The organism is Ditibartonella apihabitans (assembly GCF_002007485.1).
Taxonomy (GTDB): domain Bacteria; phylum Pseudomonadota; class Alphaproteobacteria; order Rhizobiales; family Rhizobiaceae; genus Bartonella; species Bartonella apihabitans.
On sequence record NZ_CP015820.1, the window covers coordinates 2,518,629 to 2,542,121 of the forward strand.

The window sequence follows — 23,493 nt, forward strand, 5'->3', positions numbered from 1 at the left end:
TCCATAGACATTTATGCTTTTTTTAGTGCATATATCAAATCCATGGAAAAGTGCATGAAATGAGGATGAGCGACAAATGCACGACTTTTGGGTATTCGGCTATGGCTCGTTGATGTGGAATCCCGGCTTTCACTATGATTTTATGTCGCCCGCCCGACTTTACGGCTATCATCGTTCTTTATGTATCTATTCCAACCACTATCGTGGAACCGTCGAAAATCCTGGCCTTGTTCTGGGGTTAGACCGCGGTGGCTGTTGTGACGGGCTGGCATTTCATGTTCCGGTAGAGGACACAAAAAAAACCTACGATTACCTGATTGAACGTGAACAGGTAAACAGTGTCTATATCGAAAAACTGAAACCTATCCACCTGAAAGATGGACGCATCGTCAACGGACTATTTTTTGTTGCCGATCAATCACACGAACAATATGCAAAAAAGATGGATCAGGAAAATATGGCGATGATTATCCGTCAAAGTCATGGGCTTGCCGGCTCCAACATTGATTACGTGGTCAATACTGCAGCAAGTTTAAGAAAAATGGGCATTCCCGACAAGTCTTTGGAAAAGCTTGCAAAACTTCTTCAAGACTGATGGCTTCCAATAATCGACAACCTTTAAAACTGCATCGGATATTACCGGTCAGGACTGGATGGTTTTTTGCGGCTTGCCAAACATTTTGACAAGTGCCTGTTCAATCCAGCGGCGCAACGCCGGATCATAGACAAAACGTCCTTCGAGTTGCGATTTTGCACATTGGGCACCTTTCAACTCTAACCGTTCGGCACCATGCACCACCCAACGCTGCATCATTGCACGTGTCAATTCGGAATGGAATTGCAAACCCCACGCATTGTCACCATAACGGAAGGCTTGAGTAGGATAGGTGTTCCCCTTGGCCAGAAGTTCCGCACCTTGTGGCAAATCGTAAATGCCTTCGCTATGGAAATGATAAACCATTTTCGGCCAATCCATGATACGCTTACCGCTTCCGGTCGCTTCGATCGGATACCAGCCGATTTCGACTTCACCATCGCTACGCGGTTTGACCACCCCGCCAAGGTTTCTGGCCAGCAATTGCGCTCCAAGACAAATTCCGAGAAATGGTTTATTTTCTTTAAGCGCAACCGATATCCAGTCCATCTCGCGATTGATAAAGGGTTCATTGTCATTAGCGCTCATCGGGCCACCGAAAATGATTGCACCCGCATAATCTTTCAATGTTTTCGGAAGACAATCCCCCAATACCGGCCGATAAATGCTGAGTTCAAACCCGTTCTTTTGCAAGATTTGGCCGATGCGTCCGGTACTTGAAGAGGCCTGATGCAAGACAACCGCTATTTTTTGCTTTTTCTCTTCCGTGGAAGATTTTTCGTCCGCCAATGACATTTTATTTCAACGACCTATTTATTTAATGGCGGGCTTTTCGGCATTTCCAAAACCTGTTTTCTCTGTGCCGCCATTTTTTTCAATTCCAAACGATTCTTACGATCAACACCGATCATTTCGGCGATCCGCCAGATCAGCGTGTCTTCCAATTCGTAAATATAACCATCGGCATAAGCAATTTCCCACAATAATCCAATAAAGTTGATACATTCTTCTTTTGTAAGATGGCGTTTTAATGTCGAGGTAAATTTGAAAATATCAAGACTGTCACGATTGGCCGCTTTGCCAGCTTCAATCAGAGCTTTTACCTCCGGTCCGGCAAGTTCGAATTCGTGGGAGACAATGTCATAGAGGACTTTTTTCTCGACACCCTGTTCCTGACCATCAGCATCAACAATGTGAAAAGCCAAGGCGATCGCCGCCACGCGAGGATCATCTTCTCCAAACTCGGGACCGGTTTGTCCGAGTGATTGTAAAAAGTCTGCAAATTTCTGTAATATCAATCTCTGTCCTCGCCATTCAGATTAAGTTAGACGTTCGAAATCACAGACTATCCTGAACACATAAAAGCGTTTGACCCGTCTTTTCATTGGGCTTTAAAAAGCCTGCCCCTATAGTCCTGATAAACCCTTTAACGACCAATTATTCGCAATAAATTTTCAAACTATTGCCCAATTTCCAATGTTTTTTAAACATTATTTTTTGCGTACGCCCGGATCATCAACATTAATCCTTGTGACATCAACAGGAATATCCGGTTTTGACGGGTCAACGGCATCAACAACAACAACCGGTTTGGTATGAAAGATTTGTGTTGCTTTGCTATTGTCTTCTCGGTCTTTTATCATTGTTGAAGTGCTGTCGGTTTTCGTTGTGTTGCCATGATCTGTACCGGCAGTTTTTTTGCTTTTTACCGGCATTTGTTCGATCGTAGCGGGAATGACTTCATCAGGACTTAAAGTCAATCCGGGAGTGCGTGAGGGAGCTTGCCAATGCACAGCATCCAATTTGCCGCTGATCGGCGAGACCGGTTGCCATTTGTCAAAAGTTTTGCCATCTGCCATCCAAACCGGATCACGATCGGCACGCACCGCCAGCGACAACCATTGACGTACCCGCCCCTGATCACCGCTTTGCGCTTCTTCTATATCGGCAAGCAAAAGATAGGCACTCTCGCGGGGTGCAATCTTCACCGCTTTTTCTGCCTGATCGCGCGCAAGCTGAAGTTCGCCTGCATCGAAAGCCGAGCGCGCAACAATGAAGCATGATTCAAAGCTTTGCGGAATTTTTTGCGCCAGAACTTTTGCTTTCTTCAAGCGGTCGACGGCACGCTCTTCGCCATTCAAATAAAGGCTTGCGAGATCGGCATGGGGTGACTTTTTCCATAAATTTTCAATGAGCCTGTCAGCTTTACCGGTTTCGTGCTGACGATAGAGAATATCGGCTGCCACAAGTGTTGCAGGCACAAAAGACGGGTCGAGCTTTTGGGCTTTCAGTGCGGTTTTGCGCGCGTCATCAGGGTAATATTCGAACATATCTCTCGCCTGACCTGTCAAAAGAACCACCCGCTTATGTGTGAGTTTGTTGCTGGACCGTTCGGCGCGTGGCAAAGATTTAACTTCCCGATCAAAAAGCTCGAGCGCCTTGTCCCATGAGCCTTCGGCGCATAACCGGTCAAGCATTGCCTGATTGGCCCAAGTGACAGATGGCGCTATCAAACTTGCTTTTTCAGCATATTGACCGGCGGCTTCATAAGCACCCGATCTCATCGCTTCACGATAAAGCCCATGGAGCCCCGCCAATTGTGTTTTCGGAGATTTGCTCATCTCTTCATAAACGCGAAGTGCATTGGGAACATCATTTTCAATAAGCAATGTTTTTGCTTCGAGAAATTTGGCGAGAGGTTCATTTTCGCTATCAAGATAACGGGCAACACGTTTATTCATCCGTTTGGCCGTATCGACATCGCCGGAGAGAACTGCCAAAAGTCCGCTTGACAATGCATCACGACCTTTTTTTTGCCGTTGTTCCTCGAAGTGACGGGAAAGTTTGCGCGGCGCTAAAAAAACCGATTTCAGGACAAAGAGCAAAAGCAAAACGACGACAACAAGAAGAACAAAAGCAATCACTGCTGTCAAAACAGAAACAGTGACCCTGCTTGAGCCGAAGTCCATAACCAGATCGCCAGGATTATTGGCAAGCCAGGCAAAACCGGCTCCAAGAATTGCTATCACAAGAACGTAAAAGAGGACGCGAACCATTTTTCTTCATACTCCTCTAATTCAAGTCTTGTGGCGTGGACGGAGACATAAGGCTGTTCAATATCTCCGATAAAACCGCATCGGCATCACGCCTTATTTTCAACTTCGAGATAAAACCGGATGAAACATCCTTGGCACTTTGTGGCAGGTTTTGCCATTCGCTCAAAGCACGTTCATTGTCCCCTTTCTTGATTGCTACTTCCATTCTCGCAGCAATTGCGCCGGCGCTATTTCCCTCGACATTGCCTACAGGGCGGGAGGTGACGAGACCTTTTGCGCCAGCCCATAATTTTTCACCAAAACCTGCATCATCTGCCGGTTGATTGTCTGTTTTCGAAATCCGATCGGCAACACGCGCGAAATCTTCTGAAAGCTCGGCCTGATTGGGGACACCTTTGTCGGCATATTGCTTGAGATCATCTAGGACTGTCAAATCGGGAGCAATATTTTGAAGGAGGCCAAGTTCGTTTGCAAAGGAACCACCGCGATCAATAGCATTTTTAAGCGCATTCGCCGCCGTTATTGCAGCAACATCCTTGCCCTGAACGGGCGTTTTGAGCGCAGTTTCTATCTCTTCTACCTGCTTCTTCAATTGATCTATATTTTGAGCATTTCCTTGAGCGAGATCGAGAGCCTTAACCGATTTTTCCGAAATCGCGGGAAGAGTTTGCAACCGGTTTTGAATGTCGGTAAATTTGTTTGTCAGAATTTCTGCTGCCTGCGGATTGGAGTTATCGCTGACGGAAGAATTGACAACATTGTTCAATGTCTCAACATTATCAATCACGCCCGACAACTGGTCGCCCATAGAATTTGTTTTACTGTCGAGTTCACTGACATGAGCCACAACGTTATCAAGGGCTTGCCGATCGGCAGAAGAAAGCTCTGCTGTTACAGTGGCGCCATCCACCGCATTCTGTTTGAGGCTCGCAATTTCGGTTTCAAGATTTGCAAGTTTGCTTTGCGTGGAACGATCCTGTTCTGAAAAACCTGGCAACAAACCGCTCCATTGCAAGCCTGCTCCGATGATAAGAGCGATGACACCTCCGGCAACACCCGAAGCAAAGTGGCTGAGGCTGCTCCCCCCTTTTGTTCCACTCACGCTTTCTTGTCCGGAAGATGGTGAGCCATTATTATTCTTTCCACCTTTATGGGAGGTCTGGTCACTTGCCATTTTTACCCCACTTTTTTCTCTATCAGCTGCCTCTGCAGTTTTCGCATCCGCAGGCTTTAATCCTGCGTCTTCACCGGCAGATTTTTTAGTCTCGGTCTTTACCTCGGGCGAGATTTTAGCACTGGAGGTTTTGTCACTCTGCCCTCGCACTTCTGTCACGGAACTTTTCTGATTGTTGTCAATAACCACGGGTTCGGCATCCGGAATACCGGTCTTTTCTGCGTGAAGAGTCTTTTCTGCATGAAGATCGACCAATGGGGGCTTACGGGCTTTCCCTGAATGTTGAGATTTCGCCTTTGGTTTTTGAGGCTCTGCCATAGCTCCTCGCTTTCCTTGTTTAATCCGTGACCAGAATACCGGCGTGAAATGAAAGAATGGTTTATATCATTCGAAAAGGGTAAAAACAGTTTTAAGCCAATATTGCCTTCACCCCATCCAACATCGCATCTTCATTCGGTTCATATGCTATAACTATTGCATTCAAAAATGTTTTTGGAACAGCATTTGCTATGCGCGTCGAAAGACATAAAAATACTGTCGAGTGTTTAATATAGCTGCTAATTTGCGCAAGACCAGCGGCAGCCATAGCTGAATAGAGCATAACGATATCGATTTTTTGCGGAATCTTCAGTTTTTGTTCGTCGTCAAGCTTTATCGGTATTGTATCATATAGTTCAATCGTCTCGAAATATTTGTATTTCTGGTGCAATTGTTCTTCAAGATCGGGCCGACGCACATGACCGGCAAGATAAAGAATGCGATCGCCTGGTGCTCTTTCTATTTTGTGTGCAAGTGTTTTCGCATTGGGTGCGGCAAAGACGATATCGGAAAAACCGGCTTTTTTTGCTGCCTCTGCTGTATGTTTTCCAACGACATAGAGCGGTTTTTCGCGCAATTTTTCAATAAGGTCTAAATTTCCATATAAAAATGCCGATTCACTTGTTGCAATAACCGCATCACAGGAAAAATCCTGCCGGAGAACCGGTAATTGAACGGTTTTCGACAAAGACAAAATATACGGAGATAACTTCAAATGACGCAAATGTTCTGCGGTTCGCGTTGCTCCGGGTTCAGGGCGCGTCACCAGAATGACCATAAAGGAAAACTCCCTCTCTTTAAAACGAACGGTGGAATCCAAGCTTTATCGCTTTTCTTCAAGACTTCACAGATTCTATTTGATAGAACTGGCTATTTGGTAAAACCGGTTTTAAAGTTGTGCTTTCAATAATAGCGAAAAAAGTTAAAACTGACAATAAAAGGCCTTGCCAACAATGAGGGTAAAGCCCCTTGGCGACAGATCGAACCTTGCCTGAAATGGCTTATGGAAAGGAACTTGAGGCGCAAAATGCGTGTTTTGGGAATTGAAACGAGTTGTGATGAAACGGCTGCCGCTATCGTCGAACGTGACGAGGGTGATAAAGCCCATATTGTCAGCAATATCGTTTGGAGCCAGATTGAAGAACACGTTCCTTATGGTGGTGTTGTTCCTGAAATTGCCGCACGTGCCCATGTCGAAATTCTGGACGGGCTCGTCAAACGCGCCCTTGAAGAAGCAAAACTGGGACTCGAGGATATTGATGCCATTGCCGCAACAGGTGGCCCCGGTCTGATCGGCGGATTGATTGTCGGTTTGATGACGGCAAAAGCGCTGGCGCTTGCCGCAAACAAGCCATTTATCGCCATCAATCATCTGGAAGGCCATGCGCTGACAGCAAAACTCACCAATAATCTTGACTATCCCTATCTTCTGCTTCTTGTTTCAGGCGGTCACACACAGGTTATTCTGGTCAAAGGATTGGGAGATTACAAACGCCTTGGCACAACAATTGACGATGCTCTGGGCGAAGCTTTTGATAAAACGGCAAAGCTTCTTGGCCTTCCCTATCCCGGCGGGCCGATTATCGAAAAACTGGCCGCTCAAGGCGATAATCAAAGAATTGAACTGCCAAGACCGTTGAAAGGTGAAAAACGGCTCGATTTCTCGTTTTCCGGCCTTAAAACCGCAGTTCGGCAAGCCGCTATGGAAATGGCACCTTTGAGCGACAAGGATATTGCCGATATTGCAGCCTCTTTTGAACTTGCGGTGACCGATACATTGAGCGACCGCGTCGAACGTTCGCTTGCTGTTTTCAAAAACGAATATCCTGATAAAGAGGCATGCCTTGTTGTTGCGGGTGGTGTTGCATCAAACAAAGCCATTCGCAATTCATTGCAGAAATTGTGCGACGCACATGGCTTTAAATTTATCGCGCCGCCAATCGGTCTTTGCACCGACAATGCCGCCATGATTGCTTATGCCGGACTTCAACATTTTATTCACGGTGACCGTTCATCCTTCGATATTGCGCCGCGTTCGCGCTGGCCACTTGATGAACAGTCATCACCATTGATCGGTGCCGGACGACGGGGAGCCAAAGCTTGAACAAAACAGGTAAAAAAATTGCTGTCATGGGAAGCGGTGCGTGGGGGACAGCACTTGCTGTTCTTTCTCATAATCTCGGGCATGATGTCGCACTTTACGGGCGCAATCCTGAAACCGTCGAACAAATCAATAACAATCATATCAACCCGTATTATCTGCCGGATGTCATTTTGCCTTCGGGGCTTTTAGCTACAACCGATGCAGCTTATGCACTCGGCGGTGCCGATTTTGTTCTTGCTGTCATTCCGGCTCAGGTTTTTGCATCCGCATTGGATAGTTTTGCCCGCTTTATTCCTGAAAAAGCCCCGATTATTCTTTGTGCCAAAGGCATAGAGCAGAAAACCGGACGCTTCATGTCCGACATTGTTTCGGATATTTTACCAAATCATCAAATGGCAACACTGTCCGGCCCTAGCTTTGCCGAAGATGTCGCCCGTGGCCTGCCAACAGCCGTAACAATTGCCGCAAAAAACATCGAACTCTCCAAAGAAATTGCCAATCTGTTTTCGGGACCGGTTTTCCGTTGTTATGCGAGCGATGATATTGTGGGCGTAGAAATTGGCGGCTCGTTAAAAAATGTTCTTGCTATTGCCGCCGGTGCTGCCGCCGGACGTGGCCTTGGTGCCAGTGCACAAGCAGCTCTTGTAACCCGCGGTTTTGCCGAATTGCGCCGCATTGGAAAGGCCATGGGTGCGAGAGCCGAAACCATGACCGGCCTTTCCGTTTTGGGAGATCTTATACTCACCTGTTCATCAGCAAAATCGCGCAATTTCACTTATGGTTTTGCGCTGGGCCAAGAAAAATCGACCGATGGTTTGAAATTGGCGGAAGGTGTTGCCACCGCCCCCGGTGCAGCCGAACTCTGCCACAGAAAAAATATCGTTGCACCGGTTATTGATGCCGTTGCCGACTTGCTTGACAGACGCATCACCATTGACGAAGCTGTCACTGCGCTTATTACCCGCCCTTTGAAATCGGAGGATTAGACAATGCTTTATGCCGTTATCTGCAATGATAAAAAAGACCATTTGCATGTTCGTCTCGACATACGCCCGAAACATCTCGACTATCTGAAAAGCCTTGGCAAAACCCTTAAATTTGCAGGCCCCTTTCTTGATGATAATGAAAAGCCTAACGGCACTTTGATCGTTGTGGAAGCAAAATCACTTCAAGAAGCCGAGGGCTATGCCCAAAACGACCCTTATGCAAAAGCCGGACTCTTCAGTGATATGAAAATCCGTCGGTGGCGCTGGAGTGTCAATAATCCCGAGGAAGCTTGAAATGGCTTATTGGTTATTCAAATCCGAGCCATTCAAATGGTCGTGGAAGATGCAAAAAAACAAAGGTGCCGAAGGCGAACAGTGGGATGGTGTGCGCAATTATCAGGCTCGCAACAATATGCGGGCTATGAAAATTGGTGACAAGGGTTTCTTTTACCACTCCAATGAAGGACTGGAAATCGTCGGAATCGTTGAAGTTTGCAAAACTGCCCATCACGATTCGACAACCGATGACCCGCGTTGGGAATGTGTCGATATCCGCGCTGTTTGTGATATGCCCAAGCCCGTCACTTTGAAAGCCGTCAAAGCCAATCCGAAACTTGCCAATATGTCTTTGGTGACCTCCATGCGCCTTTCGGTGCAGCCTGTACGCGAAGATGAATGGCAAGAAGTCTGCCGGATGGGCGGACTTTCACCGGCTCCCTGAAAATTTTGGCAGGGTTGATAATTTTGGCAAAATATTTAATTCGCGACCGCGATGAATAAAAAAACATTCATTCTCGAAAACACCTCTCCGCTTGCCTGTCTCAACATCCCGTCGATAAAACTTTATCAGGCTGATGAAGTCCACAAACTCTGGCACATGACCGAAGCCGAGATGGGCAAAATAGATCTTCCTCCACCCTTCTGGGCTTTTCCATGGGCAGGTGGCGAGGCATTGGCGCTCTATATTCTGGAAAACCCTGAAATAGTGAGGGGCAAAAAAGTGCTCGATTTTGCTTCCGGCTCGGGACTGGTTGGCATTGCTGCAAAACAGGCGGGCGCTTTATCGGTTCTTTCCAATGATATTGATGCTTTTGCATGTGAAGCAATTCGGCTTAATGCCCGCCTCAACAATGTGTCCGTGACGATTGAAAATGACAATCTTGTCAATAAAGGCGGGGCGTTACAAAACGCTTTCGATGTTATCCTTGCCGGTGATGTCTTTTATGACAAAATAATGAGTGAAACTGTCATTGACTGGTTTCAACATTTCGACCCGTCAAAAACTGTTATACTTGTCGGTGATCCTGCACGCGCTTATCTTCCGGTAAAATTGCTGGAAAGAAAAGCAACGTTCAAGCTTCGTGTTTCCAAAGCAATCGAAGATAATGACTGCAAGCAAGTAACAATCTGGCAAATAACAAAGTGCCAATCCGGCAAATAATCATTCGGGCAATCATTACCGGTTTTTGGTCGGTTCTTGGCAGGTTTTTGCGCTATTTTTTGCGAATTTCGCTCAAAAAACCGGTTTTATAATGCATTTTTTGAATTTATTTAATGCTGCATTTACCGCTTACCCCTTAGAACCCGTCCACCTAATCACTATATTATAGGTGCTATCCGTCATAATTTTGATTTCATCCTTTTTGATAATGACCTGTCGGGGAGAACAAGAGGGATGGGCAAATGAACGCAAGACGGAAATGAAGAGGTATGAACAGAATGTGGTTGATGCGCATTATCCGGGCTGTTCTTTCGCTCGCTATTACATTGGGCGTTATTATTGTTGTGCTTAACAATGCTAACAGCCAAAGCTTGAATGCACTATCGCCGGTTTGTCCTGCAGTTCTTCAAAATTCCTGTCTTTAAAATATTATAACAGGCCATAGACAGGAAACGCGAGACGACTTCAGTTTGCTTTTTTGGTGCACGATCGGAAGAACAATCGCCGGAAATAAAATAACACGCATTCGAGGGCTGATATCATCATACGGACTTATGAATAACAGCAAAGACCCTGCTTTTGTTCGATATAAGAAGCCCCGACTTTTTTAGGGGAAGTTTAATTTTTTTAATATTATGATAAGGTAAATGGGATTGGTCCGAGTTCAACTTCTCTCAAAATGAAATTCGGCCAAGTGAACAATCGGGATTTGGTGAGTGCCTGCTCATCCGGAGCTTAGTGAATGAAAATTGGAACCGCACTTCTTGCTTCTTTTTTCCTTACAGCAACTTTTTTGAGTGGTTGCCAGCAATCATCCAATTTGCCGCAAATCGGCAAAGCAACACAGGAATTGCCCAAAAAACTGCAAGACAAGATGGCCGCCAAGAATATGGAAAAATATTCGCCTATTCTTGTAAGGGTTTTCAAAGAAGAAAGTGTCGTCGAGATTTGGAAGCAGACACGCACCGGAAAATATGACCTCATTTCCACCTATAATATATGCAAATGGTCAGGAAAACTCGGACCGAAATATATGGAAGGTGACAGGCAGGCACCGGAAGGTTTTTACACAATCCGTCCAAGCCAGATGAATCCGAATTCGAACTATTATCTCGCCTTCAATATCGGCTTTCCCAATGCCTATGATCAGGTAAACGGCCGCACCGGTCAGCATTTGATGGTTCATGGAGCATGTTCCTCATCCGGCTGCTATTCGATGAGCGACGAAAACATTGCGCAGATCTATGCTTTCGGGCGGGACTCATTCAAAGGTGGTCAGCGCGAATTCCAGCTTGAAGCCTTTCCGTTCCGTATGACCGCCGAAAATATGGCTCGTTATCGCAATGACCCGAACTATAAATTCTGGACAATGCTTAAAGAAGGCTATGATATTTTTGAAGTAACGAAACGCCCGCCGAAGGTAGACGTTTGTGAAAAACGCTATGTCTTCAACCGCAATACCGACGGGAAAGCTTTGACACCGGCTGGCATGTGCCCTGCTGCGGCGCCCGATTCATCGTTGCAAACAGCTTTTGCGTCATACCAAAAGAAATATGATGATGCCTTTTCATCTGCCCGTGAAAAGAAAATGAAAGCACCGGCACCGACAATTCAAGGTGTGGAAGAGGCTTCTCTTGTTGCCGATTGGAGCCGCAAACGTGCTGCTGGCGTTCAGGTTTCCCGCGAGCCGCCGTCATTGACACCGGCATCGAAAGAAACACCTGATGCGCCGGATATAGCAAAAGAAAATGCGGTTGCATCTAAGGCTGCCAACCCGGCCGAGAAAACGGCAAGCACCGTTGTACCTACTCCGAAGCCCGAAGCCGCCGGTCAATCGCTTGCCGAAGAAGAGGCGCAAAATTCCGGAGCACCGGTCACACCGGCAGCCAATGAGCCACAGGAAAAGAAAACTCTCTGGAAATTATTTGGTGGCTGAAAAAAGTTTTATCTATGACTTGCGCGGGCTCAAATGCCCGCTCGTTCTTTTAAAGACAAGAAAAAAGCAAGCCGCACTACCGGATAATATGACGCTCGTTATATTAAGCGATGATCCTCTGGCACCGCTGGATATTGCCAATTATTGCCGCCAGAATAATTACGACTTTGAAAAAAGTCTCGAAAACGGCATTCATCACCTTGCCATCATACCACACGGAAAATCCTGAAAACCGGTATCTATTCAAAAGAGAAAAAGAGTAATTTCTTTGCCCGCTTCTTGAAGGCGAGCCATTCTGCTCATTCCGATAGCCTCATGACAGTCCGGCTTTATCACGTGGCAGGTAATTTTTCTTTTGCGTTTCGTCAGGAAAATATTTCCGGTTATGTGCACATGACGCTACGCGCTTTTATCGGAATTGCGGACAGCGTCTATTTGATTTTCCTGCTTTTTACCTCACGTCAAACCTTTCCGGAACGGATAATATTTCGTTTGCTTGGAGAGCTTCCGGTCAAAAATTGGCAACGCCTATAGCAACATCAACCGCGCTATTTTCCATTATCAGCTTTTTAACCATTCAACACCGCGTGCCTTGGCGCCGCGTTTCATGACGCCCCGTTTCATGAAAAAAAATTAAAACATAGACTGACAAAAAACGAACGGCCAGTTGAATAGGAGCAGAAATCTTCGGGGGCGAAAAAACTGTTAAACTAGAATTTCAATCCCGGTATTGCGAGCGGATTATCTGTCATTGCGGCGCGATCAGCCTTATCAAGCACAGGTTTTCCCAAAAAAGCGTCGAACATTTCACGCACTGTCGTTTCATCTATCCCGTCGGTAATCATAACAAGCCGTGTTTCATGACGGCCTTCCGGCCATTTGGACAGACGAACCGGCGGATGGAATAAGGTCTGGACACCGTGAATGACAACCGGACGTGACGGATCTTCCTCAAGCTCGACAATGCCTTTCATGCGCAGCATTTTCGCCCCGTGATTGGCGCGCAAAAGATCTATAAAAGCTTCCAGCGCAAAATAGGGAATGGGTTTGTCATGCGTGAGAGAAAAAGCATGAATCGTATCGGAATGACGATTGACATCATGATGGTGGTGATGATGCTCGTGGTCTTCTTCTTTACCAAGCCAGTTTCTGATATCTGGTGCCTTGTTGTTCAAATCGAACACACCGATATTGACAAGTGCCGATGGTGGGCAATGGGCCGCATCGGAATAAAGAATTTCAGCTGTGGGATTAAGTTTGCCGAGCTCGCTCATCAATGGTTCGAGCGTTTTTTTATCTTTTATAAGATCGGTTTTGGTGAGAACAATCCGATCGGCAAATGCAACCTGATTGCGTGCCTCTTTATGTCGTGCCAGAGTTTCCAGACCATTGACCGAATCGACAGTGGTAATAACCCCGTCTATGACAAATGCCTGAACCATTGCCGGATGGCCTAACAAAGCTTGCAGAATGGGGGCCGGATCGGCAAGACCGGTTGTTTCAATAACCACATGCTTCAAACGTTTGATACGACCTGTTTGAAGCCGGTCGACGAGACTTGCGAGACTATCGACAAGCTGGCCGCGCATCGTACAGCAAAGGCAGCCATTGGATAATTCGATAACGCCGTCATCGGCTTGTTCAACGAGAAGGTTATCAATTCCTACCTCGCCAAATTCATTGACAATAACGGCTGTATCGGCGAGCAACGGGTCTTTCAGAACGCGGTTAAGCAATGTGGTTTTTCCCGACCCCAGAAAACCGGTAAAAATTGTAACAGCGATGCGGTTCATCGAATTCGTCATTGCGCATCCATTGATTGGGGACGAGGGGTGGGAACCGGAATTTTCCAGGCCGGTATTTCACCCGGTTTTGCAGGCGCCGGTGCCGAAATCAGCCGCACTTGCAACGGCGTTACATTAAGCGGTTGAGCCGAAATATAAGGTGAGTCAAAAACCACTTTTCCTTTTTCATCGCGATGTTGCATACGTGCTTTCCATGCGTCGTCATTGCATATTCTGTCTTTGATATCGCTCACCTGTGTGAGTTTCGTTCCATAAGGCTGCAAAGTTGCTAGTGTCTTTTGTGACGAGCCTTGATTGGCAAAACCGTCATTCAAAAGTTTGGCGGCGAGCGCTTCACGTTGATCAATCCGATCGGCACCAAGCACAACGGCGATAATTGTGCGCTTGTTGCGGGTTGCCGATGCAACAAGATTAAATCCGGATGCGCAGATGAAACCGGTTTTCATGCCATCGGCGCCGGAAAAACGACCAATCAGATTATTCGTATTTTGTTCGACTTTACGCCCGCCCCCGAAATCGATCGCAGGAATAGAAAAATAATGGGCATATTCGGGAAACTCCCGACGGATCTGTACCGCCAGAACGGCAAGGTCACGGGCTGTTGAATAATTGTCCGGATTGGGAAGGCCATTGGCATTGGCAAAATGTGTTCCGAACATACCAAGGCGCTGGGCTTCTGCATTCATACGAACAACAAAAGCTTGTTCCGAGCCACCCACCGTTTCGGCAATTGCCGTTGCAAGATCATTGGTGGATTTTACCAGAGTGATCGACAAGGCTGTGTCGAGATCAAGAACGGAACCGGGCTTATATCCCGAATGGCTGGGCGGAAGTTTTGCAGCCGCGGCACTCACGGTTACTCTTGTTTCGGGCGTAACGTCACCATTATGAAGAGCACGGAAAGTGACATAGGCTGTCATCATCTTTGTGAGTGAAGCAGGATACCATCGGTCGAATGCATCATTTTGAGCAAGGATACGGCCGGTTGCAACATCAACGGATATATAAGGGTTGGCCTGAGCAGACGTCAGGCTTATAAAAAACATTACAAAAAGGGTGGATATACCCAATATCTTATGCATATCAAATGATCCAAATCGGACTTGTCTTTTTGTTTGCGGTTCCTTTAGAACCTGTCTCTTACCAAATGAGCGATAAAGCTTCCTCACTCTATAGCTTAAAAAATTCAAAATCGCATAAAAATATAACCGATAACATATAAGTTGATACGAAAAACCCTAACCGAATTGGAATTAAAAAACGATTTGCCTGTGAACAAATGTTTTTTTGCCGATCATGATGCATGCTCTATAGAAATATAGTATATATTGGTTAAACTACAGCTCCAAGAATATTGAAGCGGAGTGGGTTAGTTCTTATCTGCGTGTCAGGGCATAAGTCCGAATTGAAGAGGGAAGGAAACAGATATGTATGAACGTATTCTTGTAGCAACGGATGGTTCAGAACTTGCTGACCGTGGCGTTGATGCAGCCGTCGAGCTTGCGAAAAAAACCGGTGGCGAGCTTTTCGTTGTAACTGTCACAAGTTTAATGCCATCTTACGGCATTGTTGTTGGTGCCGAATGGGCTTCAAGCCCGGGAGCCTTTGACGAATTCCGTAAAGAAATGGAAGACGGTGCCCGCAAAATTCTTGAGGGAGCGCTCAAAAAAGCAGAAAAGCAAGGGGTTAAAGCCAAAGGCGTTCATGCAGAAAATCAACTTGCTGCTGCCGGCATTGTCGATGCGGCAAACGAGCATAATGCCGATCTTATTATTATTGCCTCGCATGGGCGTCGCGGTGTTAACCGGCTCATTCTTGGCAGTCAGGCTTCGGAAGTTCTGGCAATGAGTGAACGTCCGGTCATGGTGATCAAATAATCATTTCATTCAACGTGCTATTAAAAGCGGACTTTACGTCCGCTTTTTTTATGAAACATATATTTTCCTATTAATTTTTTCCCGATGAATTTTGTTTTTTAACGATTTCCGTCCATCGCATCCGGCAAAGCTCTGCGTAGACGGCTCGCAATCAAATAGGCGAGAACAATTTTTACCATATCTCCGGGAATAAAAATAAGATCCCCTAAAAAAGCTTTGGAAAAATCAATTCCGCCAATAAATACGAGACCGATAATGCCGAAGAGGTGATTAATACAAAAAACGCCGACCATCATGATCAGTATTTCTTTTGCGGGTGTCAGGCTGTTGCGAAAGAGCGAATAGAAATAGCCGATAAAGCCTGCTGTAAAAGGAAAACTGATGAGATACCCGCTTGTGGGCGCAAAAAATACCGATACGCCGCCACGCCCGCCGGATAAAAGCGGGAGCCCCGCTGCAACCAGTATCAGAAACAGAAGACAGGCGGCAAAACCCCTTTTAGCGCCCAGAATTGCACCGGACAGGATAATTCCTAAAAGTTGGGCTGTTATAGGTACCGGTATGACAGGCACCGGAATGGCCGGAAATAATCCCAAAACAGCTATAAAAGCCGCCAAAAGTGCCACTGCTACAATATCACGAACAGACATTTTCTCCCCCGCTCAATTTTTCCCGTTTTTATTGTTCACATCTTCATCAAAACAACGCGCCTCGATTGCGGCTGCCACATCAGCCTGAACTTTAAGGCTTCTTATCAGAACCGGCATAATGACAGCAAATACACTTTTTTCCAACCCCCGTGCTTTTTGTGCCTCGCGCACTTCTTGGCTAATATCGGAAAAGATTGCAATAAATCGTAAAGTGAGCGACAGCCCGAGCGATATTTTTGCCGGATTTACGCCGAAAAACCGCATAAATGAAAACAGTTTTTCAAAACAGGCCATCATTTTGGAAAATGGCGTCGTCAAGGTTACCAGTGTTGCAAGCAGAAGAAGACTTGATAACCTTATGACAATAAGCGCGGCACTTTCAAAATTCACCGAAAAATATTGGACGATGAATAGAGCGACGAGAAGCCACGAAATTTTCTTAAGTTCTAAAACGGGTTTGAAAAATGGAAATCCGGCAAGAACAAAAAGACACCAGACGACAATGAGAGAAACAATCGCCAATGGAAGCGACGCAAAATAAAAAAGCCCGATGCTCACGAAAAAAACAATAAAAAGCTTTAAGCCTGCCGGAAGCCGATGAACAAATGTCGTCCCGTAGCTCGGATCGGTCATGCCATCTTCTCCACATAATAGCTGATCGATTTTTGCGGTATGTCGTCAAAGACGACTTTACCATGATCGATGACAATTGCCCGATCGAAGTTTTCGAGCATTTCAAGATCGTGAGAAACCACAATAGCCTGTTGGGAAAGTCCGAAAATTGTTTCTGTCATTTTACGCTTGTTGGAAAGGTCAAGCTGCGTGGTGGGTTCATCAAAAACGATGACTTCCGGCTCCATGACAATAACACCGCAAAGTGCAACCAATTGCCTTTGGCCACCACTCAAACTTTGCACAGATTGCAACCTCGCAGCTTGAAGGTTGAAGCGGTCAAGCACATAATCGATCCGTCGCGCGATTTCGGCTTTTTCAACCCCGATATTTTTCAAGCCGAAAGCAAGGTCTTCTTCAACAACCGGCATGACAATCTGGTTATCGGGATTTTGAAAGACAAACCCCACTTTGCGACGGATTTCTTTGCCATATTTGCGACTATCGAGCGAATCGACCAGAACTTCACCTGATGTTGGCAATCTCAAACCGTTGAGCAATCGCACAAAAGTACTTTTGCCTGAACCATTGGCTCCGATAATAGCAATCCGCTTCTCGGCAAGTTTCAAATTCAAATTATCGAGTATCTTATGGCCGCCCGCCTCGACACAAACATTTCTAAGCTCAATCATTGCAAATGAATTCCCGATTATAAAGGATTTTTCCCGACTGATTGGACCGGAACAACCGGAGATACGAAGCCTAGTTACGGGTTGGCCCTGTCCAGTCAATGCCCAACTCTTTCAGTCTTTTGACTGCTGTCGGTGGCATAGCCGGAGGATTCGGATCAAGCGCGGCTTTCACGAGCAGTTCGTCACAAGCACTTTCGGTATCTTTTATCAAACGTGGTAAGAATTCGCGTTTATTCAAGTTCGCTTCAATAGGTGGCAACACACGGACACGAATTTTTCCCGGATAACGGCGGAAATTGCCACGCGGCCAATAAAGCCCGGCATTGTGGGCAATAGGCACAACCGGTAAACCGAGTTCATTATAAATGGCAACAATACCCGGTTTATAAGCGGGTTCTGCTCCCGGTTGACGGCGTGTACCTTCCGGAAAAATCAGAATCTGGCGACCTTCTGCCGCTTTTTCTTTGGCTCCTGTCAGAACCGCCTTCATGGCTTTCAAAGGTGAACCGCGATCAATAGGAATAATGCCGGTTTTCAACATATACCAGCCGAAGATCGGTATCCACGTCAATTCGCGCTTCATAATAAGCGAGGGGTCATCAAGAAAAGGAACAAGACCGAACGTTTCCCATGCCGATTGATGTTTGGGCGCAATGATATAGGCACCCTTTGGCAGGTTCTCCAGCCCTTCGATTTCAAAATCCGTTCCGACAATATGTTTTTGCAGAAATAAATTTACCCGCGCCCATGTTTTGGGAACAATCCATGCTTTTTTGCGCGGGAGGAAAAAATAGAACGGCGCATACAAAATCATCTGGACAAAAGTTGTCACATAGAATGCTGCCGTAAACAGGATTGACCGGATTGCAAGAACCATGATGTTTCCATTTCAAGCTATTCAAATCAATCTTGCTTATAAAGCAAAATGTTTCGAGAAAACACCTCAATAAAAAACGGCCCGTAGGCCGTTTTCAAATTTGTTTGCAATTTTCACACTTTATTATTTCGTGCGAACCTTGGCGACATCTGCCGCAGTGACTGCCGGAGCATCATTGGTCCAGCTCGAACGCAAGAAATTGGCAAGTGCTGCAACTTCGTCGTCATTCATGCGCCAGCCAAAGCCCGGCATTGCAAGATCGGCAGGACGTTTTTCGGTTGATGGCATACGCGAACCGTTAACGATCACGCGTAGCAACCCGCTTGCATCCTTCGCATTGACGATTTTTGCACCGTCAAGTTCAGGGAAGACGCCATTTGCACCTTTGCCGTTTACAAAGTGACAAGCATTGCAATTGTCCATGTAAAGGCGGGCACCAAGTGCCATATCCGGTTTTGCTTCAGTCAACATATCTGTTGTCTTTTTCGGATCGCGTACCTGTTTTGGTGCGTCACCTTGAAGTGCAATATGTTTGAGATATGCAACAATTGAATCAAGATCGTCTTCGGTTGCAAATTGCATTGATTCTTCGACAACGAGCTTCATCGGACCGACAACAGCAGAATGACTGTTGCGACCTGTCTGCAAATAGGTCTTCAAATCATCTGCCGTCCAATTTGTAACGGACGAATTCGGGCTGCGCAAATTCGGCCCATAGAAGCCGTCAATTGTTTCACCGGTCAGGAATTTGTTGCTATCGCTATTCGTACCCGATTGGCGGAACATGAAATCACGCGGCGTATGGCAAGCACCACAGTGGCCTAAGCTTTCAATAAGATAGGCACCGCGATCAAGTTTCGCATCGTTGAAGCGCGGCTCGAAACCACCTTTGCCGGAAATTGCAAAGAAGTTCCAAAGACGGATTCCCCAACGTTGGTTGAACGGAAATGACAGATTGGTTTCCTTGACTTTGGCACTAACCGGTTTTACGCCATGCATGAAATAATCATAAAGCGCAACAATGTCGGGTTCGCTGATCTTGCGATAGTTTTCGTAAGGCATTGCCGGATAAAGAAGCTCGCCATTCTTGCCGATACCGTCACGCAAAGCATCACGGAATTGGTCAAGCGTCATATTCTTTATACCGTTTTCATCCGGTGTGATGTTGGATGAATAGATAATGCCGAACGGGCTCTTGACTTCGCGACCACCCGCATAAGGTTGACCACCGGGTGCGGTATGGCAGGCTGCACAATCGGCCATTCTGGCGAGATATTCACCCCGTCCCTGTTCCGGTTTGAAGTCCGGAGAAAGAGCTTCTGTCGGGCCGGTTCGTTTGATTGGCACAAACATGATTGCCAGAATGACAATAATTGCAAGGATTACCAATCCAATAATAATTTGTACTAAACGTTTCATCGGATGTTTCTCCTATGCCAAAGGCCGCGGGTTTTTGAGGTAATCGGACTTGATATTTTCAAGCATCCAATAGGTCAAAGCGCCGAGCGTTCCTGTAGGATTATGCTGGATGTTCTGCGGGAACGCATTGGCACCCGGAATAAACAGATTGTGGTAATCCCAGTGTTGGAGATAACGGTTCAATGCCGAACGTTTGGGGTCTGTACCCATAATCGCACCACCCACAGTGTGGGTTGTTTGATAAATACGGGTATCATATTGCTGGCCCTCTTTCATCGCCGGTTTCTGGCGATATTCATCAGGACCAATTGCCTCGGCAATCTTGTTGATCTTGTCTGTGATGAATTGCGACATCCTGATTTCATTATTGTGCCAGTTGAACGTCATACGCATCAACGGACGGCCGAATTTATCTTTATAAGTCGGGTCAAGATCAAGATAGGCATCACGATAGGACATAACCGAACCGTGCTGGCCGATCGACATGGCATGTCCATACCAATCGCCAACAGCCTTTTTCCATTCAGCACCCCATGCCGGTGTGCCACCTGGCAACGGCATATTGCGAATTGGTTGGCCGTTGGTCTGGCCTGACGAAATACGGCTGCCACCGATAAAGCCTTCTTTGGCCATATCGATCTGGTTGAAGCTGTAATCATCAAGATAAGAACCGTTACAACCGGTACCGACAAATGGATTGAACACTTTGTCTTTGAAGAACAATGTGCCACCGCCAATAGCAGTCTGGTAGGCATAGTTACGGCCGATAACACCTTCACCGGTAATCGGGTCATAGGGTTGACCGAGACCGGAAAGCAACAACAGGTGAACATTGTTGATCATGAAACCGCCAAGAATAACGAGATCTGCCGGCTGGAAGAATTCTTCATTCTTTTCATTGACATAAGTAACACCGGTTACAGTCTTGCCATCTGCAGATTTTTCAATACGCAAGACTTCCGACTTAACCCGATATTCAAAATTCTTATAACGTTTCAAGGCAGCCAGAACACTGACTTGCGGTGAAGCTTTCGAATAATTGAGGCAGCCATAACGTTCGCAGAAACCGCAATAGTTACAAGGCCCCATCTGCATACCGTAAGGGTTTGTATAAGCCTCGGAAGCAATAGCCGACGGGCACGGAAACGGATGAAGCCCGATTTTCTTTGCACCTGCTGCAAAGAGCCGCCCATTATAAGTATAAGGCAAAGCCGGCATAGGATAGGGGTTCTTGCGCGGGCCTTCGAATGGATCGCCACCTTCCTGAATTTTACCGTTCAGATTGCCGGCAGTACCCGAAACGCCTACGACCTTTTCAAACATATCGAAATGTCTTTCCAGTTCGTCATAGGTAACGCCCCAGTCCTGAATGGTCATATCTTCCGGAATGATATTGCCGAAAGTTTCTTCGATATAGGAACGGGCTCTGAGCTCTTCCGGCTGTGCACGCCATGTCATGCCGTTCCAGTGGATACCGGCTCCGCCAACGCCGATGCCGGGAAGAAAAGAACCCAATTGGCGATAGGGAAGAGCGACCTGATCAAGGCCTCTACGAATCGTTAACGTATGATCGCGCGGGCGGACAGCGGTACCGAGACGAACACCGTATTTCAATTCGTCAGCAGGCTTCGGATAAGCAAAACTCGGAACGGTATCGCGGTCTTCACCACGTTCGAGTGCGACAATTTCCAAACCTTCTTTTGCAAGTTCGATGCCACTGATTGCGCCGGTCCATCCGAGGCCGATGATGACAACGTCTTTCTTCTTCATTGTTTGTGTCATGATTTAAGCCCTTTGACCTGAGAGTGAAACGGGCCCGAGTTTATAAGGAACATTGTCCTTTTCGACCCATTCGAGGAAGCTTGCACGTGCACCGGGGAACCCGATGTAAACCCATGCAGCCATGTCATAATTGCCACCATATTGGGGATCTGCGAAATAACCTTCCTTGGTGTTTTGCAAAAGGAACGAGAAGAAATCGCCAGAACGCAATTCAGCAATTTCGACTTCATCCTTTTCGATACGCTTCAAAGCTTCATCCTGTTTTTCAGCGGGAAGCTCGGCAAAAATCGCACCATATTGGGCTTTGCACCATTCATTGATCTTCGGAATAGCAATGCGATAGGCTTCGGCAGGTGAAGGTTCTGCCTGATAACCTGTGTAACGCGGTGCATCACGATTGAAAGGTGCCTGCCTATACCAGTGGTCCCCTTGCCCCCATGGATCAGCCATTTGCTTATCAATGAAAACCGGAACACGTGCTTCCAAAGCACCGGGTCCTTTCCCGTCTGAAGGGATGATTCGGGCAGTAGCGGCCATCACAAAAGCCCACTCTTCAGCGTTAAAGAAAGACCGCTGATAGTTTTGTAAAGGAACTGGCCCTTGTGGCTGTGCCATAACGTGACGGGCCGATAATGCGGCGGCTGCACATGCTGCTGCCCCAATAAGAAGGCCCCGCCGCGTAATGGACAGGTTGGTTGCGTTCAAATTTTTTCGTGTCATAAATACCTCCACGAGCGAAATACTGTGCCCTCGTTACACGAATTATGGCAAGATTTAAGCAACAAGACCGTGAGCTCCGAAAAAGTGATAAACCTTCAGTTGATTGTCACATTTTTAAACGTTGATATCTTTATCCATTTTCTATTTTTTTGTTTTCGTTTATGCTTCGTTAAAAGTTTGAAAAGGGGGGGATATTCTCGTGAAACAGAATCACTTGATAGTTTTCGTGCTCGCCCCTTTATGGATAGCAGGCTCGCTCGTCTTTTCTTCTGCCAGAACCCCGTCCTTCGAACCTGAAGGTCGCTATTGCGGTTTCGTCTATAATGCCGGTTATCTGGTTCGTTCCGAGGTCGTGCTCGGCAAAACTGAAGATGGCCGCTTAATCGGCACCATGACTTATCGCGATGGGGACGATGTCACCAAGGGGACGGTCGAAGAAATTGTAAAAAAGCAAGGTCGTGAACGATCGGTCGAATGGAAAGATAAATACGGTTCCGGACTTGCTATCTGGAAATTTGATGAAAAATTTGATGAATTTGAAGGCCTTTGGGGAACAGGTATGAACATTCCCCAATATACTTGGACAGGAAAACGCTGCAATGACGTCACCAGTTAAGAAAAACGGAACTGTGATTCCCCGCATTCTTTCAATTGCCGGAACCGACCCTTCCGGAGGTGCGGGAATGCATGCCGATATCAAAACCTTTTCGGCAATGAAAACCTACGCCATGAGTGTTGTCACAGCCGTTGTCGCACAAAATACGCAAGGTGTTCGGGCATTCAAAGCCATGGATGCCGATTTCGTCGCTGACCAGATTGATGCTGTTTTCGAGGACATCAAAGTCGATGCGGTGAAAATCGGCATGGTGGCCAATGCTTCAATTGCCGAAGTTATTGCCGATAAGCTTATCCATTATGGCGCAAGCAATATTGTTCTTGATCCGGTCATGGTGGCCAAAAGCGGCGATTTATTGCTTGAAAACGATGCCATAGAAATTATTCGTAATGTACTTGTACCAATGGCTGCCATTATCACTCCCAATCTGCCGGAAGCAGCGGTCCTTCTCAAAACAAAACCGGAATGGTCACTTGAAGAAATGAGGAAGTGTGCACCCGATATTCTGGAGCTTCAATGCCGTTCTGTCCTCCTTAAAGGCGGGCATCTCAAAACCCCGACAAGTCCCGATATTTTTTGTGACCGCCACGGTGTTATAGAACTTGAAGCGCCACGCATTGCGACGAAAAATGACCATGGCACAGGTTGCACGATTTCGGCAGCCATTGCCGCTTTATTACCGACAACGCCACTTGTTGATTCGGTGCGTTTTGCAAAACGCTATCTGACCGGTGCACTTGCCGCTTCAAATAAACTCGAAGTCGGACACGGGCATGGGCCTGTTCACCATTTTTATGAATTATGGCAAGACGGGATGATCGGCGACTAAACTT

26 protein-coding genes are annotated in these 23,493 nt (G+C 46.6%); 12 read left to right on the plus strand and 14 right to left on the minus strand.

From position 1 onward, the window contains the following. The first annotated feature begins 76 nt into the window (after positions 1-76). Positions 77-595, plus strand: coding sequence for a gamma-glutamylcyclotransferase (locus tag BBC0178_RS11250; RefSeq protein WP_078040212.1), 519 nt, complete (start codon positions 77-79; stop codon positions 593-595). 48 nt (positions 596-643) lie between these two features. Here BBC0178_RS11250 and BBC0178_RS11255 read toward each other — a convergent pair whose 3' ends face one another. The 5 genes from BBC0178_RS11255 to BBC0178_RS11275 form a co-directional block, all read right to left on the minus strand. Next, the gene (locus BBC0178_RS11255; protein ID WP_078040213.1) at positions 644-1,390 is read right to left on the minus strand and encodes a glutamine amidotransferase; all 747 of its coding nucleotides are present in this window, start codon (positions 1,388-1,390) and stop codon (positions 644-646) included. 14 nt (positions 1,391-1,404) lie between these two features. Next, complete coding sequence (locus BBC0178_RS11260; protein WP_077973225.1) at positions 1,405-1,893, minus strand: tellurite resistance TerB family protein; 489 nt, start codon at positions 1,891-1,893, stop codon at positions 1,405-1,407. A gap of 192 nt (positions 1,894-2,085) precedes the next feature. Next, positions 2,086-3,651: a heme biosynthesis protein HemY gene (locus BBC0178_RS11265; RefSeq protein WP_078040214.1), complete on the minus strand. Its 1,566-nt coding sequence runs from the start codon at positions 3,649-3,651 to the stop codon at positions 2,086-2,088. A gap of 16 nt (positions 3,652-3,667) precedes the next feature. Beyond that, positions 3,668-5,143, minus strand: coding sequence for a COG4223 family protein (locus BBC0178_RS11270; protein WP_078040215.1), 1,476 nt, complete (start codon positions 5,141-5,143; stop codon positions 3,668-3,670). Positions 5,144-5,234: 91 nt separating this feature from the next. Further along, a complete protein-coding gene (locus BBC0178_RS11275) occupies positions 5,235-5,921 on the minus strand; it encodes a uroporphyrinogen-III synthase (protein WP_078040216.1) in 687 nt (228 codons plus the stop codon). A gap of 249 nt (positions 5,922-6,170) precedes the next feature. On the opposite strand from BBC0178_RS11275, the gene tsaD reads away from it, so the two are divergent. The 8 genes from tsaD to BBC0178_RS11310 all read left to right on the plus strand — a co-directional run bounded on the left by tsaD (position 6,171) and on the right by BBC0178_RS11310 (position 11,839). Beyond that, positions 6,171-7,247 carry a tRNA (adenosine(37)-N6)-threonylcarbamoyltransferase complex transferase subunit TsaD gene (tsaD, locus tag BBC0178_RS11280; protein ID WP_078040217.1) on the plus strand — a complete coding sequence of 359 codons (1,077 nt, stop codon included), beginning with the start codon at positions 6,171-6,173 and terminating at the stop codon, positions 7,245-7,247. Further along, positions 7,244-8,233 (plus strand): NAD(P)H-dependent glycerol-3-phosphate dehydrogenase, encoded by a 990-nt coding sequence (locus BBC0178_RS11285; protein ID WP_257787874.1) that lies wholly within the window; start codon positions 7,244-7,246, stop codon positions 8,231-8,233. Before tsaD ends, BBC0178_RS11285 begins: the two co-directional genes overlap by 4 nt. A 3-nt stretch (positions 8,234-8,236) precedes the next feature. Then, complete coding sequence (locus tag BBC0178_RS11290; protein WP_078040218.1) at positions 8,237-8,527, plus strand: YciI-like protein; 291 nt, start codon at positions 8,237-8,239, stop codon at positions 8,525-8,527. Between the two features lies 1 nt (position 8,528). Next, entirely contained in the window at positions 8,529-8,954 is a 426-nt protein-coding gene (locus tag BBC0178_RS11295) for an EVE domain-containing protein (protein ID WP_078040219.1), read from the plus strand. 51 nt (positions 8,955-9,005) lie between these two features. Further along, positions 9,006-9,674, plus strand: a complete 669-nt coding sequence (locus tag BBC0178_RS11300) for a class I SAM-dependent methyltransferase (RefSeq protein ID WP_078040220.1) — start codon at positions 9,006-9,008, stop codon at positions 9,672-9,674. Between the two features lie 269 nt (positions 9,675-9,943). After that, a complete protein-coding gene (locus BBC0178_RS11925; RefSeq protein ID WP_188317738.1) occupies positions 9,944-10,099 on the plus strand; it encodes a hypothetical protein in 156 nt (51 codons plus the stop codon). A gap of 317 nt (positions 10,100-10,416) precedes the next feature. Beyond that, complete coding sequence (locus BBC0178_RS11305; RefSeq protein ID WP_078040221.1) at positions 10,417-11,610, plus strand: L,D-transpeptidase family protein; 1,194 nt, start codon at positions 10,417-10,419, stop codon at positions 11,608-11,610. Next, entirely contained in the window at positions 11,603-11,839 is a 237-nt protein-coding gene (locus tag BBC0178_RS11310; protein WP_188317739.1) for a sulfurtransferase TusA family protein, read from the plus strand. Before BBC0178_RS11305 ends, BBC0178_RS11310 begins: the two co-directional genes overlap by 8 nt. A 481-nt stretch (positions 11,840-12,320) precedes the next feature. Here the strand turns inward: BBC0178_RS11310 and BBC0178_RS11320 are convergent, their stop codons facing one another. Together BBC0178_RS11320 and BBC0178_RS11325 are read right to left on the minus strand one after the other, a co-directional pair. Further along, on the minus strand, positions 12,321-13,415 hold the full coding sequence (locus tag BBC0178_RS11320; RefSeq protein WP_078040224.1) for a CobW family GTP-binding protein: 1,095 nt from the start codon (positions 13,413-13,415) through the stop codon (positions 12,321-12,323). Beyond that, positions 13,412-14,497: a D-alanyl-D-alanine carboxypeptidase family protein gene (locus BBC0178_RS11325; protein ID WP_078040225.1), complete on the minus strand. Its 1,086-nt coding sequence runs from the start codon at positions 14,495-14,497 to the stop codon at positions 13,412-13,414. The genes BBC0178_RS11320 and BBC0178_RS11325 overlap by 4 nt, the downstream gene beginning before the upstream one ends. Before the next feature lie 345 nt (positions 14,498-14,842). Between BBC0178_RS11325 and BBC0178_RS11330 the strand changes: the two genes are divergently transcribed. Continuing rightward, positions 14,843-15,292, plus strand: a complete 450-nt coding sequence (locus BBC0178_RS11330) for a universal stress protein (protein ID WP_078040226.1) — start codon at positions 14,843-14,845, stop codon at positions 15,290-15,292. 98 nt (positions 15,293-15,390) lie between these two features. On the opposite strand, the gene BBC0178_RS11335 is transcribed toward BBC0178_RS11330, so the two are convergent. The 7 genes from BBC0178_RS11335 to BBC0178_RS11365 all read right to left on the minus strand — a co-directional run bounded on the left by BBC0178_RS11335 (position 15,391) and on the right by BBC0178_RS11365 (position 22,044). Beyond that, positions 15,391-15,942 carry a biotin transporter BioY gene (locus BBC0178_RS11335; RefSeq protein WP_078040227.1) on the minus strand — a complete coding sequence of 184 codons (552 nt, stop codon included), beginning with the start codon at positions 15,940-15,942 and terminating at the stop codon, positions 15,391-15,393. A gap of 12 nt (positions 15,943-15,954) precedes the next feature. After that, positions 15,955-16,575, minus strand: coding sequence for an energy-coupling factor transporter transmembrane component T family protein (locus tag BBC0178_RS11340; protein WP_078040228.1), 621 nt, complete (start codon positions 16,573-16,575; stop codon positions 15,955-15,957). Then, the gene (locus BBC0178_RS11345; protein WP_078040229.1) at positions 16,572-17,246 is read right to left on the minus strand and encodes an energy-coupling factor ABC transporter ATP-binding protein; all 675 of its coding nucleotides are present in this window, start codon (positions 17,244-17,246) and stop codon (positions 16,572-16,574) included. The genes BBC0178_RS11340 and BBC0178_RS11345 overlap by 4 nt, the downstream gene beginning before the upstream one ends. Positions 17,247-17,316: 70 nt before the next feature. Continuing rightward, positions 17,317-18,123 (minus strand): lysophospholipid acyltransferase family protein, encoded by an 807-nt coding sequence (locus BBC0178_RS11350; RefSeq protein WP_078040230.1) that lies wholly within the window; start codon positions 18,121-18,123, stop codon positions 17,317-17,319. A 123-nt stretch (positions 18,124-18,246) separates the two neighbouring features. Further along, positions 18,247-19,542, minus strand: a complete 1,296-nt coding sequence (locus tag BBC0178_RS11355; protein WP_078040231.1) for a c-type cytochrome — start codon at positions 19,540-19,542, stop codon at positions 18,247-18,249. A 12-nt stretch (positions 19,543-19,554) separates the two neighbouring features. Next, positions 19,555-21,324, minus strand: a complete 1,770-nt coding sequence (locus BBC0178_RS11360) for a GMC family oxidoreductase (RefSeq protein WP_078040232.1) — start codon at positions 21,322-21,324, stop codon at positions 19,555-19,557. Between the two features lie 3 nt (positions 21,325-21,327). Continuing rightward, positions 21,328-22,044: a gluconate 2-dehydrogenase subunit 3 family protein gene (locus BBC0178_RS11365; RefSeq protein WP_077973268.1), complete on the minus strand. Its 717-nt coding sequence runs from the start codon at positions 22,042-22,044 to the stop codon at positions 21,328-21,330. 199 nt (positions 22,045-22,243) lie between these two features. Between BBC0178_RS11365 and BBC0178_RS11370 the strand changes: the two genes are divergently transcribed. Next, positions 22,244-22,660, plus strand: coding sequence for a hypothetical protein (locus tag BBC0178_RS11370; RefSeq protein WP_149867492.1), 417 nt, complete (start codon positions 22,244-22,246; stop codon positions 22,658-22,660). Next, a complete protein-coding gene (gene thiD, locus BBC0178_RS11375; RefSeq protein WP_078040234.1) occupies positions 22,644-23,489 on the plus strand; it encodes a bifunctional hydroxymethylpyrimidine kinase/phosphomethylpyrimidine kinase in 846 nt (281 codons plus the stop codon). Before BBC0178_RS11370 ends, thiD begins: the two co-directional genes overlap by 17 nt. Positions 23,490-23,493 lie beyond the last annotated feature (4 nt).